The sequence below is a fragment of the Sorangium sp. So ce381 genome, assembly GCF_051473845.1.
In the GTDB taxonomy this organism is placed as follows: Bacteria; Myxococcota_A; Polyangia; order Polyangiales; family Polyangiaceae; genus Sorangium; species Sorangium atrum.
On sequence record NZ_CP150336.1, the window covers coordinates 6014216 to 6034391 of the forward strand.

A 20176-nucleotide genomic window follows, 5' to 3' on the forward strand; every position below is an offset into this window, starting at 1 on the left:
TCAGACCATGCCTTCGAGCTCGGGGCGCGAGCGCAACACATTGAACAGCGCGTCGAGCTCCGCATCCCCGAGCGAGTCGAGCTCCGCGTCCCCGAGCGCTCCGAGGAGCCGCCAGAGCTCGTCATGACCCACGGCCAGCTCCGGCGCGCCGGGGCCGGGAGCGCCCTGGGCGCGGAGCACTTGGGCCTTGATCTCTGCGAGCGCGGGATCGCGCTCGATCATTCCCGCCAGCGAATCGATCGTCCCTGCCTGCGCCAGGACTGCATTGGGGAACGGCCGGCGCAGCCTCTGCTCCAGGTGGTAGCAGAGCTTGGCCATGGCAATGGACCCCACGCCGAAATCGACGAGGGCTTGATCCGCGGGCAGCGACCCGGCGAGGCCCAGGAAGTCACCGATGGTGCCCTGGAGGTAGGTCGTAATGGCGTCGAGGCTCGTCCCGCCCTGCGGCGCGCGCGGCGCGCTCGGGCTGGCCGCCGTGCCATTCACGCCCGTCACGGCGGGCGGGGCCTCCGGCGCGGGCGCGGAGACCGGCCCCTGCGTTATCCAGCAACGAGCCCCGCCGAAAGGATACGTGGGCAGGGTGAGGCGCTGGGGCGCTGAGCCTCCCTCGTACAACGCGGTCCAATCGACCGGCGCGCCGGCCACCCAAGCGTGTGCCAGCGCCGCGGCCGAAGACGCGGAGAGAGGCGCGCTCGCGGGCGAGGGGCTCGTGGCGAGGACCGCTCCGGCGGGGCTGATGCGGCCCCACCGGACTCGCTCCGTCTGCCGCCGCTCCCGGACGAACTGCTGGAGATCGGCGCGCAGGTGATCGAGATCGGGCGCGGCGACGGCGAGCCGCCACGGCATGGCCTCCCGGGCCGTTTGCAGGGTGAAGGCCAGATCCCGCAGGGAGATGTCCCCCGCGCCGTCGCGAGAGGTGATGGCATCCAGGAGCCGCTGCGCGTAGGCGACGAGGCGATCTCCATCCATGGCAGAGAGGACGAACAGTTGCTCACCTTGCGGCGCGGACATGGGCACGGGAGCGGACCGCGCCGCCGGATCGTCGAGCTCCTCGACGATCAGGTAGACCCCGGAGCCTCCCGCGCCGAACGACGAGATGCAGGCTCGCCGCGTGGAGGGCTCGGCGTGCCCGTCGACGACCGGCATGGGCCAGGGCTCGAGCGCGCCGGGGATCCTGAACAGCGACGCATCGAAGCCCACCTCCGGATTGACCGGATCGGCGTGGAGGGACGGCGCGATCTGCCGGCTCCGGAGCTGATGGACGACCTTGGTGAGCTGCGATATGCCGGCGGCCCCCTCGAGGTGGCCGATATTGGGCTTGATCGAGCCGAGGAGGCAGGGCCCCTGGCGCCGGCCTCGGCGGAGCACCCGGGTGAACGCGGCCAGCTCGGCGGCGTCGACGAGCGTCGAGCCCATGCCCTGCGCCTCGATGTAGCTCACCGAGCCGGGATCCACGTTCGCCCGCGCGAGGGCCCGCTCGAGCAGGTCGGCCTGCGCGGCGGGGCTCGGGGCCATGAACCCGCTTGTCTTGCCCGCATGGTTGAGCGCGCTGCCCTTGATGACGGCCAGGATCGGATCCCGGTCGAGCAGGGCCTGGCGCAGCGGCTTGAGCAGCACGGCGCCCACGCCCTCCCCGGGGACGAAGCCGTCGCCGCCCGCGCCGAAGCTGCGGGTCTGGCCGGTCGACGACAGCGCCTTGACCTGGCAGAGGTTCACGTAACGAGAAGGATGGGGATAGAGGTTGACCCCACCCGCGAGCGCCATCTCGCACTCCCCGCGCAGCAGGCTCTCGCACGCCAGGTGAATGGCTGTCAGCGACGAGGAGCATTGGGTGTCGATCGCCAGGCTCGGCCCCTGGAGGTCGAAGAAGTACGACACCCGGTTGGCGATCGCAGAGAACGAGGGATTGGAGAACACCCAGCGTCCCCGCGCCTGCTCCTCCAGGGCGAGCAGGTGGTAATCCCCCACGTTGACGCCGACGAAGACACCGACCGATCGCGACTGCGACCTCCGCCGCGCGTACCCGGCGCGCTCCAGGGTGGACCACGCGATCTCCAGGAAGAGCCGCTCGGACGGGTCGAGGCTCGCCGCCTCCGTGGGCGAGATCTGGAAGAACAGGGCGTCGAAGCGGCCGATATCGTCCAGGAAGCCGCCCCATTTGCAGTACATCCTGCCCGCGGCGGCCCTCCGGGGGTCAGCGTCGTAGTAGGCGCTCACGTCCCATCGATCGGCGGGGACCTCCCTCGTGCACTCCCTCCCGGCGCGGAGGTTCTCCCAGAGCTCCTCCGGCGAGCGCGCCTGGGGATAACGCCCGTCAAGGGCGAGGATGGCGATGTCGTCCGCGGCGCTCTCCGGAGCGAGCCGAGCGCCGCGCTCCTCGATCACGGGCGCCGCGGCGGCCGGCGCGCGCTCGGAGGCCGCCGGCGCGACGCCCTCCGCGTCCCGGCAGCGCTGGTCCACGACCGAGCGCTGGTGCTCCAGGAAGTAGCCGGTGAGCTCGGCGAGCGTCGTGTGCTCCAGGAAGAGCGTCGCCGGCAGATCCGGGTAGTCTCTGCTCAGCTCTCGCTTCAGCGTCATCATGACGAGCGAATCCACGCCAAGGGCGTCGAGCGGCGCCTCGTCCTCGATGCTCGCGGGATCCAGCTTGAGGGTCCGCGCCAGGACCCCGCGCAGCTCATCGCGGATCCACCGGGCGGCCGCCTCGTCGGAGCCGGCGCTGCGCCCGGGCGAGCGGTCGGCCCGCTGCGCGACCTCGCCCTGGCGTCCGACCCGCTGCGCCTCCGCGTGCGCGCTATCTGGCGCGAGCGGCGCGAGCGGCGCGACCACGACGCCGTCGCTCTCGGCCATCACCACGCATTGCGGGCCCTCAAGGGGCTCGATCCCGGCCTGGCCAAAGAGGTGGACGCGACGGAAGCCGGCCGTCTGCAATGCGGCGCGCCACCCCGCCGGGCTGAGCAGCGGAGAGCCAGGGAGGCGCCGGTCTCCGTCCTCGAAATGCCACCACCCCGCGGTCAGGCCAAAGGTCAGCGACAGGAACGTCTCCGCCCGGGTCACCTCGTTGAACAGCAGGACCCCATGGGCCTTGAGCAGGCGCTTGAGCCGCTCCAGCGTGCGATGAACGTTCCGCGTGGCGTGCAGCACGTTGCTCGCCAGGATCAGATCGAACGAGCCCGGGGTGAGGCCTTGCGCCTCCACGTCCCGCTCGAGGTCGACGACCTGGAACTCGAGGAACGGGTACGCCGCCCCGAACCGCCGCTCTCCTGCGCGAAGGAACTCGCGGGATACGTCCGAGTAGACGTAGCGAACCCGCACCCCCTCCGCCGCGAAGGCGTCGAGGGCGCGCGCGCTCAGGCTCCCCGTGCCCGCGCCCACCTCGAGGACCCGGAGCTCGGCGAGCGGCTCCGCGCCTGAGCGCCGGCGGACGTACGCACGCGCCGCCCACGCCGCCAGACGGTTGAAATGATCCGCGGCCGCGTTGCCCTGGTAGACGCCGCTCACCAGCTCGGACGAGCCGCCCGGGAACAGGACCTCGGCCCCGCTCTTGTGACCGGCCATCACGAGGAACAGATCGCGCACACACGCCGAGAGCAGGGCCGCATGCGCGCCGACGGGCGGCGTCCGGCAGAGCCGCTCGCGCTCGTCGGTGAGGCGACGCAGCCGCTCCCGGGCCTCGGCGCTGTCCACCCGGGCGGTCGCGATCACCTCGCCGCCGCGGAGCTCGACGAACCCCGCGCGCGCGAGGATCTGCAAGAGGACGTCGAGGAGCCGATCGTACGGCGCCACCACGCCGAGCCGCCGGAGCAGCGCGCCTCGACCGCAGCCCGCGCCGCGCCGCTCGAAGCAGCCTTCGCGCTGGAAGGCGGCCAGGAGGTCCCAGCGGGCGAGCTCGTCCACCTGCTGGAGGGCCTCGTCGAACGCCCGTGACGGCTCCGCGGCCATGGACTCGGACGCGGGCAGGACGAGCGGCTCCTCGAGCACGGAAGCGGCGCTGGCGGGGTAGACCTCGCGGCGCCGGAGGATGCCGGCGCGCCGCAAGGCGGCGCTCTCAGCCCGGAAGACCAGGATTTGCCGCGCCGGTGAGGCCACGATCCGGCCGAAGGCCTCCACGGCCGCGGGCACGGTGAGCGGATGAACGCCCTGCGCGGCGTAGCGCCGCTCGACCTCGGGCAGGTTGGCGGCCCCGACGAGCCCCCAGAACCCCCAGTCGATCACCTGGACCGGGTACGCGACGCGCGCGGCGAGCCCGAGGGCGAACGCGTCCTCGAACCAGCTCGCGGCCACGTAGTTGCCCTGGCCGGCGTTGCCGAACAGCGCCGCCGCTGCGGAGAAGAACGTCATGAAGTCGAGGTGCTCGCCGGCGAACACCTCGCCGAGCACAAGGCTCCCCTCGACCTTGGGGGCCAGGCAATCGGTGAACCGCTCCTCGGTCATCCCGGCGAGGAGGCCGTCCGCAAGCGTGATCGCGCCGTGCATGACGCCGTCGATGCGACCGAAGGCGGCCTTCGCCCGGGCCACGGCCGCCTTCATCGCGGCGAGGTCGGTGACGTCGGCCTGCAGGTAGAGGACCTTGCCTCCCCTGCCCTCCACCGCCGCGATCTGGCGCTCGATTTCGCGATCGAGCGGCCTGCGGCCGACCCAGACGAGGCGAGCGCCGACGGCCTGGGCCAGGTGGAGGCTCAGCGCGTGGCCCACGCCGCCTGTGCCGCCGACCAGGAAGTACACGCCGCCTCGCCGGAACGGCGGCGCCCGCGGTGGCACGGCGACGGCCACGAGCTCCTGCTCGTAGAGCACGCCGTCGCGGAGCAGCGCCAGGGTGCCCTGCCGGCTCCAGGGGAAGGCGCGGACTCGGTCAACGCTGCTGGCCACGCTGCTGGTCATGCTGCCGGCCACGCTGCCTGCGGTCGGCCTGGCGCTCTCCTCGCCGAGCGCGAGGTCCAGGCAGGCGATCTCCCAGTGCTCGCACTCCCTGGCCAGCACCTTCGCCAGCCCGTAGAACGCGGCGGCGAGGGGCGAACGGACGGGCCCTGCCTCGAGGTGGAAGGTCTCGTTCCCGACGACCTTGAGCTTCAGGGGGTTCACGTCGAAGCCGCGCCGGAAGAGCGCCTTGATCAGCCGGAAGAACGCGGTGATCGCGCGCGTCGGGGCGGCTCCGGCGGCGCCTTCCGCGCCCGCGAACGGCAGGACATAGACCAGCGCGCCCGGGCGGAGCCCCGCGAGCACGGCCTCGAGCGGCGCGTCCGAGCCGTCGCCCGAGCCGAGGCCGAGCGAGCGCACCTCGTCCCCGGCGTGCGCCGCGGCGAGGGCCCGCCGGAGCGGCTCAGCGGCCGGCGTGGAGACGATGAGCACGTCCTGCCGCGCTGGCGCCGGTGAGGCGCCGGTCGGGCCGTCGAACGACGCGGCGAGCGGGGCGCGCAGCGGTGTCCACACCGGCTCGTAGAACAGGTCCTGGCAGAGGTCGGGCCCGGGAGCGGCCTTCTCGACCGGCGGCCACGGGGCGCTGCCGGCCCAGTACCGCTCGCGGGCGAAGGGATAGGTCGGCAAGGCGACGCGCCTGGGCCGGCTCCCCGCGAACAGCACGTCGGCCGGCAGGGGCGCCCCCATCACCCAGGCCGCGGCGAGGTCGACAAGGTTCACCCCATTTCCGCCCGCTCGCGCCAGCGGGGCGTCGCGCCTCACCTGGGACGGCGCGGACCTGCCGCTCGGGTCGACCCGACCGTGGAACACCTGCCCCGACGGCGTGTACCCCCGGCAGAACCGGCGGAACACGGACGCCGCCTCGCCGAGCGAGCCGGCGATCACGGCCAGCCGGGAGGACATCACCTCGCGGCCCACGAGCAGCGTGTAGGCGACGTCGGAGAGGTCGCACGAGGGCGCCGCGTCGCGGCTCAGCGCCTCGAGGCGGTCGGCGAGCTGCTGCGCGTACTCGCGCAGGCGCGCCTCGTCCCGCGCGGAGAGCACGAGCAACCGCGGCCCGCTCCGGGGCGGCGGCGGGGGCGGCTCGGGGTACTCCTCCAGCACGACGTGCGCGTTGGTGCCGCCGAACCCGAACGAGCTCACGCCCGCGCGCCTGGGAACGGGGTCGCCGTGCTCGTCGAGGAGCGGCGACCACGGCCGCGTCTCCGTCGGCAGGTAGAACGGCGAGCCCTCGAGGTGAAGGTACGGGTTGGGCTCGCGCAGGTGGAGGTTCCCCGGCAGGGTCCGGTGCTGCATGGACAGCACGAGCTTGAGGAGGCCGGCGATGCCGGCCGCCGGCTCGAGGTGGCCGATCTGCGTCTTCACGGCGCCCAGGGCGCAGTACGGCCGCGCCGGCAGCGCCAGGCCCTGGCGCTCGGCGAGGCGGCGGAAGGCGAGCTTGAGGCCGTCGACCTCGACGGGGTCGCCCAGCTCGGTGCCGGTGCCGTGGGTCTCGATGAGGGTGACGGTCTCCGGGGACACGCCGGCCCGCGCGTAGGCGTCCACCAGCAGATCGGCCTGGGCCTGCGCGTTGGGGGCGGTCAGCGACGCGGCCCGCCCGCCGTGGTTGACCGCCGTGGCGCGGATGACCGCGAGGATCCGATCGCCGTCGAGGACGGCCCGCTCGAGGGGCTTGAGGAGCACCACGCCCACGCCCTCGCCTTTCACGAAGCCGTCGGCGCGCCGGTCGAACGTCTTGCAGCGGCCGTCCGGGGAGAGGATGCCGAGCTGGTCGGCGCCGATCACGCCCTCGGGCGAGCACATCAGGGTCACCCCGCCCGCGAGCGCGAGCGTGGACTCGCCGAGGCGCAGCGAGTGGACGGCGCGGTGGACGGCCACGAGGCTGCTGGAGCAGGCGGTGGTCACGACCTCGCTCGGCCCGTGGAGGTTGAGCAGGAAGGAGACCCGGTTGGCCAGCATGGCCAGGTTGTTCCCCGTGGCCGCCTGGGCCCCCCACGCGCCGCTCTCCTGGAGGATCCGGCTGTAATCGTCGTACTGGATCCCCGCGAACACACCCACGGGCTGGCCGCCGAGGTCCGAGGCCCGGTAACCGGCATCCTCGATGGCGTGCCAGGCGGCCTGCAGGAGCAGGCGGTGCTGGGGATCCATGAGCTCGGCCTCGGCGGGCGAGAGGTTGAAGAACCGCGGATCGAAGGCGTCGTGATCGGGGATGAACCCCCCCCACCGGGAGCGGGTCTTCCCGGGCTCGGTGGGGTCACCGTCGTAGGCGCGAAAGTCCCAGCGCTCGGGCGGCACCTCGGTGATGAGGTCCACGCCATCGCGGAGGTTCTCCCAGAAGGCGCGCAGATCGCGCGATCGCGGGAAGATGCCGCTCGCGCCGATGATGGCGATCGCATCGCCCTGGGCGCCGCCCCCCGGCGCGCGCGTGGCGGATGCGCTGCCCGCGATCGGGGCGGCCGGCTCGCCGCGAGGAGCCGAGGACCGGCCTCCCGTCGCTGCGTCGCGGGTGGTGTCGGGGGCCTTGCTCAGCGCCGGGAAGGTCGCGAGCAGGTGGTCCACCAGCCCGCGCACATCGGGGTGAGAGAAGAACACGGTCGGGCTCACGGTGACGCCGAGCCGATCGTCGATGCGCGCGGAGAAGGTCTTGAGGTCGATGGAGCCGAACCCGAAGTCTCCCAGGTTGACGTCGACACCCAGCCGCTCGGGCTCTAGCCCGATGATCTCCGCGGCCATCCGGCGCAGGACCTCCGTGAGCCTCTCCGCCGCGGCCGCCCCGGCCCGCGCGTCCTGCGCTGCCGGCGCGGGGGCCACGGCGGCCGGCGCGGGGGCCACGGCGGCCGGCGCGGGGGCCACGGCGACGGCGGCCGGCGGCGTCAGGCCGAGGAGGCGCTCGATCTTCGCGCGCTCGCCGGCCAGGACCATCACCTGCGCGGCTCCGGAGGCGAGGAGCCTGTCGAAGGCCGCGAGGCCCTCGTCGGCCTCGAGGTACCTCATGCCCGTCGAGCGCAGGTAGAGCTGCTCGCCGCGCGCGTCGAAGTGCATGCCGCCTTCCCGCCACAGGGGCCAGTTCACGGAGAGCGTCCGGCCACGGCGCCGGCCCGACTGGCAGAGCCGGGTCCGGTACTGCGCATAGGCGTCCAGGAAGCGATTGCCCACCGCGTAGTCGCACTGGCCGAAATCGCCGAGGACCGCGGAGGTCGACGAGAACAGGGCGAAGAAGTCCAGATCCTCGTCCTGCGTGACCTCGTCGAGCACGACGGTCCCCTGGATCTTGCTCCGCAGGGCGGCCGCAAAGTCGCGGTGCGGTTTGTCGCCGATCCGCGTCGCGTCGGTCCCGCCCGCGGCGTGGATCACCCCGTCGAGGCGGCCGGAGCGGCGCCGGATCTCGTCGATCACCCGTGCCATGCCGGCCCGGTCGGCGACGTCGACGCTCCGGTAGCTCACCGTGGCGCCCAGGCCCTCCAGCTCGGCCATGAGCGCCGGCCGGACGTCGGGCGAGCGTCCGGTGAGGACCAGATGCGGGCGTCCGGCGCGGGCGAGGTGCCGGGCGACCAGGGACGCCAGCGCGCCGGCGCCGCCGGTCAGCAGGTACACCCCGTCGCGCCGCCGCGCGGCGCCGTCCGGCGGCGGCGGGACCCGGAGCGGCGCGATCGCGCGCACGAGGCGCAGGTCGCCGCGGTACAGCACCTCGGCCGCAGCGGCCCGGCACTCGTCGGCCAGGGCGCCGTGCGCCGCCCGCGCGGCCGTCCCCTCCAGCCTCACGACGGTGAAGACGAGCTCCGGAAAGACGTGGCGCAGCGAGGGACCGTAGCCGGCCACGGCTTCCAGGAACGGGTTGGGACCGTCGAGCTCCGGGTACGCGAAGAGCACGCGCGAGAGGCCCCTGTGACCGGCCCGCGCCAGGGCGCCGAGCAGGTGGAACAACGAATGCACCCCGAGATCGAGGAGCGCCTCGCCGCGGGTGAGGATCTCCTCCGCCGCGGCCGGCGCGCCGCCGGCGAGGCTCCACTGGTGGACAATCCGCTCGGGCAACCGCCTCGAGGCCGCGAGGGCGGCCACCATGCGGTCGTAATCGCCCGCCGCGTCGATGCGGATCTCGAAGCCCCCGCCGTCCACCTCGCGGTACGCGGGACCCGGGCGCACGCGCACCACGGCGCCCGGCAGATCGCGGCCGCCCTGTCCGTCGCCGGCCTCGAGGCTCAGCGTGACCCCCCGCAGCGGCGCCCCGCGCTCGGCAGCGATCGGCGAGGGCTCCCAGTCGAACCCGTAATAGAAGCAGGGATCGCCGGGGGAAGCCTCCTCGCGGCTCGCCGCCGCGGGCGGCGCGGCGCCGACCGGCAAGAGGAGCGGGCCCGCGTCCGGGATCCAGCGAGGCTCGCGCGCGAAGGGGTACGTCGGAAGGGACACCTTGCGGGGCTCGCGGGAGCGCGGCAGGCGGTGCCAGTCCACCTCGCCGCCGGCCACCCAGACCCGGGCGAGCGCCGGAAGATCTCGGGCGCGAAGCATGGCCTGGACGTCGAGGGCCCCCGCCGTCTCGCCCTCGCCCTCCTTGGCGCCGGCGCGGCCGCGGAGCAGCGAGGCCGGAGCGCGACCCGCGAGGTAGGCGCCGAGCGCTGCGTGCAGCTCGCCGAAGTCGGAGACGACGAGCGCCAGGCGCTCGGCCATGGGCGTCCGGCCGGTCTGCAGCACGAACGCCGCGTCGTCGAGAGCAAGGCGCGGCGGCGCCGGCTCGTCCTGGCTCACGCGGGCGCCGGCATCACCTCCGGTGAGCGCCGCGACGAACGCGTTCACGCTCGAGCACCAGGACGCTGCGTGGAGCGTGAGGTCGGTGCCCAGGGCGGCGTTGAGGTGGTCGACGACGCGCCCCACGCCGGCCTGATCGAGGCCGTACTCCGAGAGGTCGTCGTCCGGATCGAGATCGGCCGGGGACACCGAGAGCGCGCCGGCGATCAGCGCGAGGGCCTGCGGGCGGATCGCGGCCGGCGAGCCCTTCGCCGCGCGGCGCGCAGGAGCGACGAGCTCCTCGACCTCGTCGACCTCCTCTTCCAGGAACGCCTGCCACCGCGCGACGTAGGCGCGGAGCCGCTCCTCGGTCTTGGCCGAGAGCAGGAACAGCTGGGGCTCCGAGGACGCCTCGGACGCGCGCTCGTCGCGGTGCTCCTCGACGATGACGTGGGCGTTGGCCCCGCCCGCGCCGAAGGAGCTCACGCTCGCGCGCCTGGGCCACGCCGTCCCCTCCCCGTCCCGCGCGATCGGCGTCCAGGGCTCACGCCGGGTCTGCAGGGAGAACGGCGAGATCGCCCAGTCGATCCGCGGGTTGGGAGGCTCCGCGTGGAGCGAGGGCGCGAGGGTGCGGTGCTCGAGCTGCAGCAGCACCTTGGTCAATCCGGCGATGCCGGCCGCGGACTCCAGGTGTCCGATGTTGGGTTTCACCGAGCCGACGGCGCAGCGGCCGTGGGCCCCGGTCCCGGACTGGAAGGCCCGCGAGAGCCCGGCGATCTCGATGGGATCCCCGAGGACGGTGCCCGTCCCGTGCGCCTCCACGTACCCGATGGTGGCCGGATCGATCTGGGCCTCCTCGAGGGCGCGGGTGATGAGCTCCGCCTGCGCGTTCGGGTTGGGGACGGTATAACCGCCTGTCTTGCCGCCCGCGTTGACGGCGGAGCCCTTGAGGACGGCGAGGATGCGGTCGCCGTCGGCCAGCGCCAGGGACAGGGGCTTGAGCAGGACTGCACCCACGCCCTCGCCGACCACGAAGCCGTCGGCGTCCGCGCCGAAGCTCTTGCAGCGATCGTCCCGCGACAACATGTCCACGAGGGTCAGCCGCGCGTAGTGGATCGGGCTGAGGAGGAGGTTGACCCCGCCGACAACGGCGGAGGTGCAGGAGCCCGCGCGCAGGCTCTCGCACGCGAGGTGGAGGGCGGTCAGCGACGAGGAGCAGGCGGTGTCCACCGCCATGCTGGGCCCCCTCAAGTTGAAGAAATACGAGACCCGGTTGGCGATCGACCAGAAGGACGAGTGCGCGTAGGTCAGCTTTCCCCGGGCGCAGGCGTAGCCGCCGAGCCACTCGTAATCGCGGTTCATGACGCCGACGAACACGCCTGTCTTCGGGGCCGCCCGGAGCAGCGCATCGTGGGCATAACCGGCGTCCTCGAAGAGGCTCCACACGACCTCGAGGAAGAGGCGCTCCTGGGGATCCATGCCCTCGGCCTCCTTGGGCGAGATGTTGAACAGGAGCCCGTCGAAGCAGCGCACCTCGTCCAGGAAGCCGCCCCACCTGGAGTAGCTCCGGCCCCCCTTGCCCTCCGCTGGATCGAAATGGGGGCGAAAGTCCCAGCGATCCGGCGGGATCTCCCGGATGCTCGAGATCCCCTTCTCGAGGTTGCTCCACAGCCGGCGAAGATCCGGCGCGCCGGGGTAACGGCCGCTGGCGCCGATGACGGCGATGTCTTCCCGCGCCGCCGGGAGGGCGCCGGCCCTCGCGGGCGCGGGTGCTTCGCGCGGGCTCTCTCCGGCAGCGGCGCCGCGCGGGCGCGCCGTATCCGCCGCGCTCTGCCGCTCGTCCGTGGCCTCGGCCCCGGACGGCGTGGCCGGTGCTGCGGCCCCGGACGGCGCGACAGGCGCTCGCTCGGGGACGGCACCCCTGCTCCGGAACAGGTCGCTCCGGGTGATCGTCTCGCCCGACGAGGGGCGCCCGAGCTGATCGAGGGCTCCGGCGTGGCGCTCGGCGAAGTACGCGGCGAGCGCGTCCACGGTGAGGTGCTCGAAGAGCAGCGTGGGGGCGAGGTGCCCGAGATCCACCTCGAAGCGGCGGAGCAGGTCGAGGTTGGCGATCGAGTCGACGCCGTAGGTCTCGAACGTGGCCGCGGGGTCGATCTTCCCGGGCGGGATCTGGAGGACCTCGGCGAAGATCGCCTTCGCATATGCGACGAAGCGCTCGCGAGGGGTCGCGGCCGCGGCCTGCTCGCCTGCCGCGGCGAGCGCGCGGCGCTGGACCTTCGCCTCGCGGGCCGCCGTGGGCTCGGCCGGAGCGGGCGCGGCCTTTCGCGCTTCCTCGCCCTGGCCCACGACCCCGAGCTGGCGCAGCACCTCGGGGGCGGCCCTCATCACCGCGACCTGCGGTGAGGAAGAGGCCATGATGCGCACCAGCGCCTCCATGCCGGCCTCGGGCTCGATCGACTGGACGCCCATCCGGGCAAGGCGCTCCCGGTAGGCCGGCGTCGCCGCGACGCCGACGCTGCCCCAGTACCCCCAGTTCACGACCTTCACGGGGACGCCGAGGTGCGTGCCCAGGTGGTGGGCGAAGCCGTCCTCGAACGTGGACGCCGCGGCGTAGTTGCTCTGGCCCGCGCCGCCGCCGAACGACTGGACCGAGGAGAAGAACAGGAAGAAGTCCAGGGGCTCGTTCCGGACGGCCTCGAAGAGGACCGCGCTGCCGCGGACCTTGGGCTCCAGCGCGGCCCTGAAGGTCTCCTCGTCCATGTTCACCAGCGACCGGTCGCGCATCACGATCGCCGAGTGGACGACGCCGTGGATGCGACCGAAGCGGTCCTTGGCCGCGGCCACCGCGCGCCCCATGCTGCCCGGATCGGCGGCGTCGGCCTGGAGGTAGACGGCCTCGCCGCCCAGCGCGTGGAGCTCGTCGAGGGCCCGCTGGATCTCCGGCGTCAGCGGGCGCCGGCCGAGGAGCACCAGCCGGGCCGAGGCCGCCCTCGCGAGCGTGCGGCTCAAGGTCAGCCCGATCCCACCCGCGCCCCCCAGCACGAGGTAGGTGCCGCGCTCCCGGAAGGGAGGAGCCTCCGGCGCGGGCAGCGCGACGGGCGACAGCGCGCGCACGTACCGCCTGCCCTCGCGGATCGCCACCTCCGCGACCTCGGCCTCGCCGGTCTCGGCGACGATGGCCGGGACCAGGGCGCCGAACCGCGCCCCGAGGTCCTCGCCGCGCCCGCCCAGCAGCGGGACGTCGAGGACGGCGAACTGCCACCGGGAGAGCTCCCTCGCCGCGGATTTGCACAGCCCGACGAGGCTCGCCGCACCGGGGTTGAGCACGGCCTCGCGACCGACCCGGAGCGCGTCGTTGGTTACCACCTTGATCTGCAAGGCGCGGTGCACGTGCGTCGCGTGGAGGGCGTGGAGGCGGCGGAGCAGCCGGAAGAGCGTGAGCACGCCGTGCTCCTGGCTCCGGTCCAGCGCGCTCAGGTCGGCAGCGGCGAACGGCGCAGGCGAGAGCCCACCCAGGAAGTAGATCGTGTCCACCGCGTCCAGGGCGTCGCCGGCGGCGCCGTCCAGGAGACGGGACAGCGCCTCCGGATCGTCGGCTCGGATGGACCAGGCCCCGGGCCCGAGCGGGCGATCCTCGGCGCCGAGCTGGATGCGGCGCACGGTTCCCGGCGGGAACGCGCTGCTCAGGGCGGGGATCCAGCCGGAGACGGCGGCGGGGTGGACGAGCAGCACCCCGCGCGGGGCCGCGGCCCTGGGCGGCTCCGGGAGCGGGCGCTCCTGGAATGCCGGCACGAACAGCGACGGCGTGCGGGCGTCGCGGTACTCGCGCACGGTCACGTCGTGGAGCAGCGCGCGCGTCACGCCGGCGTCGTCGAGGATCGCAACGTGGAACCGGAGCTCCCCGGCCCTCTGGACGTAGACGTGGCCCGGGGAGACGAGCGCGTCGAGCACCTCCACCCGACCGACCGAGAAGGGCACCAGCGTCCGGCCGGCGCCCTCCCCGCCCTCGTCCAGGAGGCCGGTCAGCGCCTGGAACGCCGCATCCACCAGGCAGGGATGCAGCACGACCCGGCGGTCCTCCCGGAACGCGGGCCCGGCGGCGGGCTCGAGCGCCAGCGCGCCGAGGACCTCGTCGCCCTTGATCCTGACGCTCTTCAGGCAGTGCAGGGTGGGCCCGTGGTGGAGCCCCGCGGCGCGGGCGCGCGCGCGCAGCGCCTCGCCGCTGGAGAGCCGGGCTCCGTCCTCGACATGGGCCACGGACAGCCGCGCCGGCGCCGGCCCCACGGCAGCCGGAAGCAGCGCGCCCCGCGCGTGGACGATCTGCCGGCCGCCGGCCTCGCTCCGGATCTCGAAGGAGCGCCTCCCGCTCGCCTCCGTGAGCACGACGCGGACGTCCACGGGCTGGTCGACCCAGAGCGGCTGGAGGAACACGACGTCCGCAGGCCACGTGGGCGCCGTGCTCGCGGCCGCCGGCGCGGCGCCGGGCGCCTCGACCAGCGCGGCCGCCGCTCGAGCCATCTCCAGGTAGGCCGCGGCCGGGAGGGCCGGCCGGCCGTGGAGCAGGTGATCCCGGACGATGGGCTCCTCGGGCCACAGGGTCCTCTGGAACACGACCTCCCCGGCCCCGAGGCGCGGGACGACGCGATCGATGAGCGGGTGCAAGGGCGCGACCAGGCCGGGCTCCCGCGGAACCGGGACGGGCACCCAGTAGCGCTCCCCGGCGAACGGGTAGACGGGCAGCGAGATCCTGCGCCGCCCCCGCGACCCGGGCAGCCGGTGGAAGTCCACGGCCACGCCCGTCACCCAGAGCCTGGCCAGCTTGTCGAGGGCGCCCTGGTGCAGCCAGCGCTCGATGAGCACCTCGGCGTCCTCGCCGCTGATCGCCGCCATCCACGGCGACGTGTTGCCCGCGGCGCTCCCGGCGACGAAGCCGCCGCCCTCGCCGGCCAGGAAGCGGTCCAGCGCGTCCACGAGCTCGCGCCGCGAGGACACGACCAGGGCGAGGCGCGCGGGCATCACCTCGCGGCCGGTCTGCAGGGTGTAGGCGGCGTCGGCGAGGAACCGGCGCTCCTCAGAGGGCGAGGGCCCGGCCTCCTCGCGCCTGGTCATGGCGTCGCGCAGGCGGCGGGCGACAGCGGCGAGGCGCTCCTCGTCCTGCGCGGAGAGCGGGATGAGCACCTGGCCCCCGGCCGGGTCGCTCCCCGGCGAGGGCGCGGCGCTCGCCGGGTCCTCGTGGGACTCCAGCAGGACGTGGATGTTGGCCCCGCCGGCGCCGAACGAGCTGACGCCGGCGCGGAGCGGCAACGCCCGCCCCTCGGCGTCCGTGGCCGGGCGCCAGGGGGCGAGCTCCTGCGCGACGCGGAACGGGGAGCCATCGAGGTGCGCGCGGGGGTTCAGCCGCGCGGCATGCAGCGAGGGCGCCACCTGCCGGCGCTTCATCTGCAGGAGCACCTTGGTGAGGCCGGCGATGCCCGCGGCCGACTCCAGGTGACCGATGTTGGATTTGACCGAACCGATCGCGCATCGCCCGGCTTCGCCCGCGGCGGGGCCGAAGGCCCGGGAGAGCCCGACGATCTCGATGGGATCCCCCAGCGCGGTCCCGGTGCCATGCGCCTCGACGTACGTCACCGTGCCCGGAGGCCACCCCGCCTGTCGCAGCGCGTCCTCGATGAGCGCGCCCTGGGCGGCGGGGCTCGGCACCGTGTAGCCGCTGGTCCGGCCGCCGTGGTTGATCGCGATCGCCTTGATGACGGCGTGGATGCGATCGCCGTCCGCGATCGCTCGGCCGAGCGGCTTGAGGAGGACGGCGCCCACGCCCTCTCCGGGGACGTAGCCGTTCGCGTGCTCCCCGAAGGCGCGGCAACGCCCGTCGGGCGAGGCCAGGTGACCCTGGCTCAGGAACAGGTGCTTGTTGGGGTGGAGCGTGAGGTTGACGCCGCCGGCCAGGGCGAGCTCGCTCTCCCCGCTGACCAGGCTCTGGCAGGCCAGGTGGATCGCGGTCAGCGAGGACGAGCACATCGTGTCCACGGCCATGCTCGGACCGCTGAGGTCGAAGAAGTACGAGACGCGGTTCGCGATGGAGGAGAACGACGAGCTCAGCGCGATCGGATGGCCGAGATCGGAAGGCGGAACGCCGTGGAGCTGGTACTGTCCCCACATCACGCCGGCGAAGACCCCGACGCGCTTCCCGCCGAGCTGAGCCCGGGTGTAGCCGGCGTCCTCCAGCGCTTGCCAGGCGATCTCCAGGAACAGCCGCTCCTGCGGGTCCAGCGTCGCCGCGTCGCGCGGGTTGATGTGGAAGAACATCGGATCGAAGCGATCCACGTCGTCGAGGAAGCCGCCCCACCGCGTGTACGCCTTGCCCGGCGAACCCTCCGCGAAGAAGGCGCTGTGGTTCCAGCGCTCGGCGGGGATCTCGGTGATGCAGTCCCTGCCGGCCTCGAGGTTCTCCCAGAAGCGATCGAGATCGGGCGCCATCGGGTAGCGGCCGCTCACGCCGACGATGGCCACGTCGAGCGGCGCCGGGCCCCGCTCCCGCGGCGGAGAGGCCGCGCGCGACGACGGCGCGCGCGTCGCCGTCGCGCGCGCCGCCGTCGCACGCACGGGATCGCGATCGGTCGCCGCGGCGGGCGGGCGGACCACCGCGGGCGGGCTCGCGGGCGTCTCTTCCCGGGGCGTGAGCGCGCTTCCCAGGGCGGCGCGGAGCTTGTCGGCCTGCCCCCGCAGGACGGCGAAGCTCGTGCCGCTGGAGGAGAGCCCCGCGAGGAAGGCCTGGATGCCGGCCTCCGCGGACAGCGGCTGCACCCCCTTGGTCCTGGCCAGGTGGGCCTCGACGCGCGGATCCACGCGCATGCCGCCGTCTCTCCAGAGCGGCCAGTCGATGGACAGGCTCTTCCCGGAGCGCTCTCCGCGCGCGCGCAGGCGGTCGCGCGCCTCGGCGAACCGGTCGAGGAAGGTGTTGGCAAAGGCGTACGCGCTCTGGCCGGGGTTCGCGGCGATCGCGGCGGTCGACGAGAACAGGACCAGGAAATCGAGAGCATCGCCCCGGGTCGCCTCGTCCAGGAAGACGGCGCCGAGGACCTTCGGGGCGACGACGGCCTCGAAATCCTGGCGGCTCCGGGTGACAGCGAGGCCGTCACGGAGGACGCCGGCGGCATGGAGCACGCCGTGGATCCGGCCGAAGCGCGCCCTGGCCGCGGCGACGAGCGCGGCGACCTGCGCGCGGTCGGCGATGTCGGCGCTGACGTAAATCGCCTGCCCGCCCAGCGCGGCGAGCTGCTCGAGCCGGGCGTCGATGTCCGCGCTCCGCTCGGAGCGGCCCGCCAGCACCAGGCGCGCCCGATGATGGCGCGCGAGGTAGGTCGCGAAGAGGAAGCCGAGCCCGCCGGCGCCGCCCGTGATCACATAGACGCCCTGGTCGACGGGGCGCGGGCCCTCCCCGGCGAGCGGGAGCGGGATCTCCCGCCACTGCCGCGCAGCGCGACGCCCGCCGGCGAGGCGGATCTCTGCGGCCGTGTCCGGATAAACGATCTCCAGCCAGAGGAGCTCGGCGAGCTCGGACGGCGAGAGCCTCGCCGGGGCGGCCACGCAGAGGGTCCGGCACGAGACGGAGCTCGGCAGCTCCGCGGTGACGGTCCTCGCGAAGCCGGCCACGGCGGCGTGCAGCGGCCGGGACAGGCCATCGATCTCGCCGTGGACATGGAGGACGCGGACCGCGTGCCCGAGGCGCCGCGCGACGAGCGCCTTGACCAGGGATAGCAGCGTGAAGAGGCTCGATCGCGAGAGCGCCTCGAGCGCGCTCGGCTCCTCGCCTGGCGGGGCGCTCGGCTCCACCACCACGACGGTCCGCGGAGCGAGCCCGCGCTCGACCAGCGCGCCGAGGAGCGCGAGGGCGTCGTCCTCGCGACCGAAGTCGAGGCGGTAGGTGGCCGGATCCACGGCCTCGAAGCGCTGGCCTGGCTCGATCAGGAGGACCGGGCTCGGCTCGCCGGCGCCGCCGGTCGCCTCCCGGAGCTTCCGCTCGAGGTGCGCCCGCAGCGCGGGATCATCGGCGAAGAGGAGGACCGGCGCGAACGGCTCCTTCGACGCGGTCCGCCGCGGCGCATCGCGCCACTCCGGCCGCAGGAAGAGCGTCTGTTCCTCAGCCTCCGACGCGGCGGACCGGGGCGTCTCGGGCGCGCCGAGCGAGCGGCCGGGGAACTCCCGCCGCAGGTGGGCGACGAGCGCGTCGATCGTCGGGTGCTCGAACAGCACGGTCGGGTAGAGCTGCTCGCCGAGGAGCGCCTCCAGCTCCCGCGCGAGGCTCAGCAGATCGGTGGACTCGAGGCCCAGCTCGTAGAAGCCGCTGTCGGACCGGACCTGCGCGGGCGGGACCCCGAGCAGCCCGGCGATCTTGCGCCGCAGCGCGTCCTCCAGGGGCGCCGTCGCGAAGGTGGAACCGGGCGTGTCGAGCGCAACGAGCGTGTCGGGCGTGTCGGGCGCGCCGGCCGCGCCCGCGGGGCCGGCGGCGTCCGGCGGCGGCGTCGCAGCGCTCGCCGTGGTCGGCGCCGCGGCGAGCCGGTCCGGGTGCGCGCGGCGGAGGTACGCGGCGAGCTCATCGATCGTCGCGTGCTCGAACAGGAGCGTGGGATAGAGCTGCTCACCGAGGAGCGCCTCCAGCTCGCGGACCAGATCGAGCAGATCGGTGGACTCGAGGCCCAGCTCATAGAAGCCGCGCTCCGTCGGGACGCTCTCTGGATCTCGCCCCAGCCGGCCGGCGACGAGCTGCCGCAGGCGCGCCTTGAGCGCCGCCGCGGCGTCCGGCGCGTGTTCGCGAGGGCGGGCCTCGGGCGGCGGGGCCTCGCCAGCGAGCAGCGCGGGCGCGCCTGCGTGGCCGGCCCCCTGGAGCCGGGTGATCAGCGCGCTCGACCGGATCCGCTTCGTCCCGAACCTGCTCAGCCGGGCGACCAGCTGGCCCTGCTCGTCGTGGAGGTCCAGGTCCACGTACATCAGATCGCCGAGGAGGTTCTCCGCGGTGCGGCGGAGCACGCGCACGTAGCAGGCGCGCCCGGGCGCCTTCGCGGCGCGGAAGGACCGGATGTAGATGGGCACCGCGGGCTTGTCCGCGGCCTGCTGCGCCTCCTTGACGAAGAGCGCCGGGACGAGCGTGGCCCCGTCCAGGAAGACGGGGTGGAACGCGAAATGCGGCAGGTACGCCTGGGCCGACTCGCTCAGCACCAGCCGGGCCAGCACGCCGTCCGGCTCGAAGAACACCTCGCCCAGGTTCTTCATGAAGACGCCGTGGCGGATATCGACGCTGCGAGCGAACGCGTATGCCTCGTCGAGATCGGCGACCCGGGAGGCGCGGCGCTCGATGGTGCCCGGATCGAGCGCCCCGGCGAGGGGCTCGCGCGTGATGTGCGCCTCGCACTGGCAGTGCTCTTCCCAGGCGTCCTCGACGATCCGGCCGCCCTTCACCTTGCGCGAGCGCGCTGCCACCTTCCAGAAGGCCCCCGCGCGTTCGAAGCGGATCTCGAGGTCGCGGTCGTACGCGTCCGCTGTCACGAGGGGCTTCGAGAACAGGACGTTGCGCAGCTCCACCCGCTCCAGCGCGTGTCCGCACGACTGCAGCGCCCGGCAGATCAGGTCGAGGAACGTGACCCCCGGCATGATCCGCACGCCGTGGACGCGGTGATCGCGGACGATGGGATCCTCGTTGGTGATGACCACGCGGAAGGGCGGCAGTTGCCCCTCCGACGCCGGCGCGCCGCGCGCCTCGACGCGGAGAAGCGGCGGTAGCGGCTCGCGCGTCTCGCGCTCGGCGACACGCGCTGCGCTCTCCGTCCCGCGCGCGGCGAGCGCGGGGCCCGCGCCGGCCGCGACCTTGTCGAGCCAGAAGCGCCGGAGGTTGAGCTGGACAGGAGGGAGCGGCTGCCGGAGCGCCCGGCCCGCCTCGGCAAGCCCTGGCGCGAGCTCCCCGACGATGACATGCGCGTTGGTGCCGCCGAAGCCGAAGGCGCTGATTCCCGCGTGGCGTCCGAGGTCGCCGCCTTGTTCCCATTCGCGCAGGCGGAGGTTGGGGAAGAAGGGCGAATCGGCGAAGCGAAAGCGCGGGTTCGGCGTCTCGCAGTTCAGGGTGGGCGGGATCTGCCGGTTCTGGAGGGAGAGCACCACCTTGATGAAGCCGGCCATGCCCGCGGCGCTCAGCAGGTGACCGATGTTCGTCTTGATGCTCCCCACCGCGCAGTAGCCGCGCGCGTCCGTGTCCTCGCGGAACACGCGCGTGAGGGCCTTGAGCTCGATGGGGTCGCCGATCATCGTGCCTGTGCCGTGGGTCTCCACGTACGTGACCGCCCGCGCGCTGATCCCTGCCCGCCGCAGCGCCGCGCTGACGACCCTGGCCTGGGCGTCGGGGTTCGGCGTGGTGATCCCCATGGTCCGACCGTCGTTGTTCACGGCCGTGGCCTCGATGACGGCGAGGATCCGGTCGCCGTCGGCCAGGGCCTGCGCGAGGGGCTTGAGGAGCACGGCGCCCGCGCCCTCCCCTGGCACCAGCCCGCTC

1 protein-coding gene (only partly in view) is annotated in these 20176 nt (G+C 73.9%); it reads right to left on the bottom strand.

Features of this window, described 5'->3' with window-relative positions:
• A protein-coding gene (locus WMF29_RS22480; protein WP_437330797.1) for an SDR family NAD(P)-dependent oxidoreductase crosses the window boundary here: on the bottom strand, nt 1-20176 show its 3' portion. It continues 5060 nt past the right edge of the window; only the last 20176 of its 25236 coding nucleotides appear in the window; the start codon falls outside the window, past its right edge — the gene reads right to left on this strand; its stop codon occupies nt 1-3.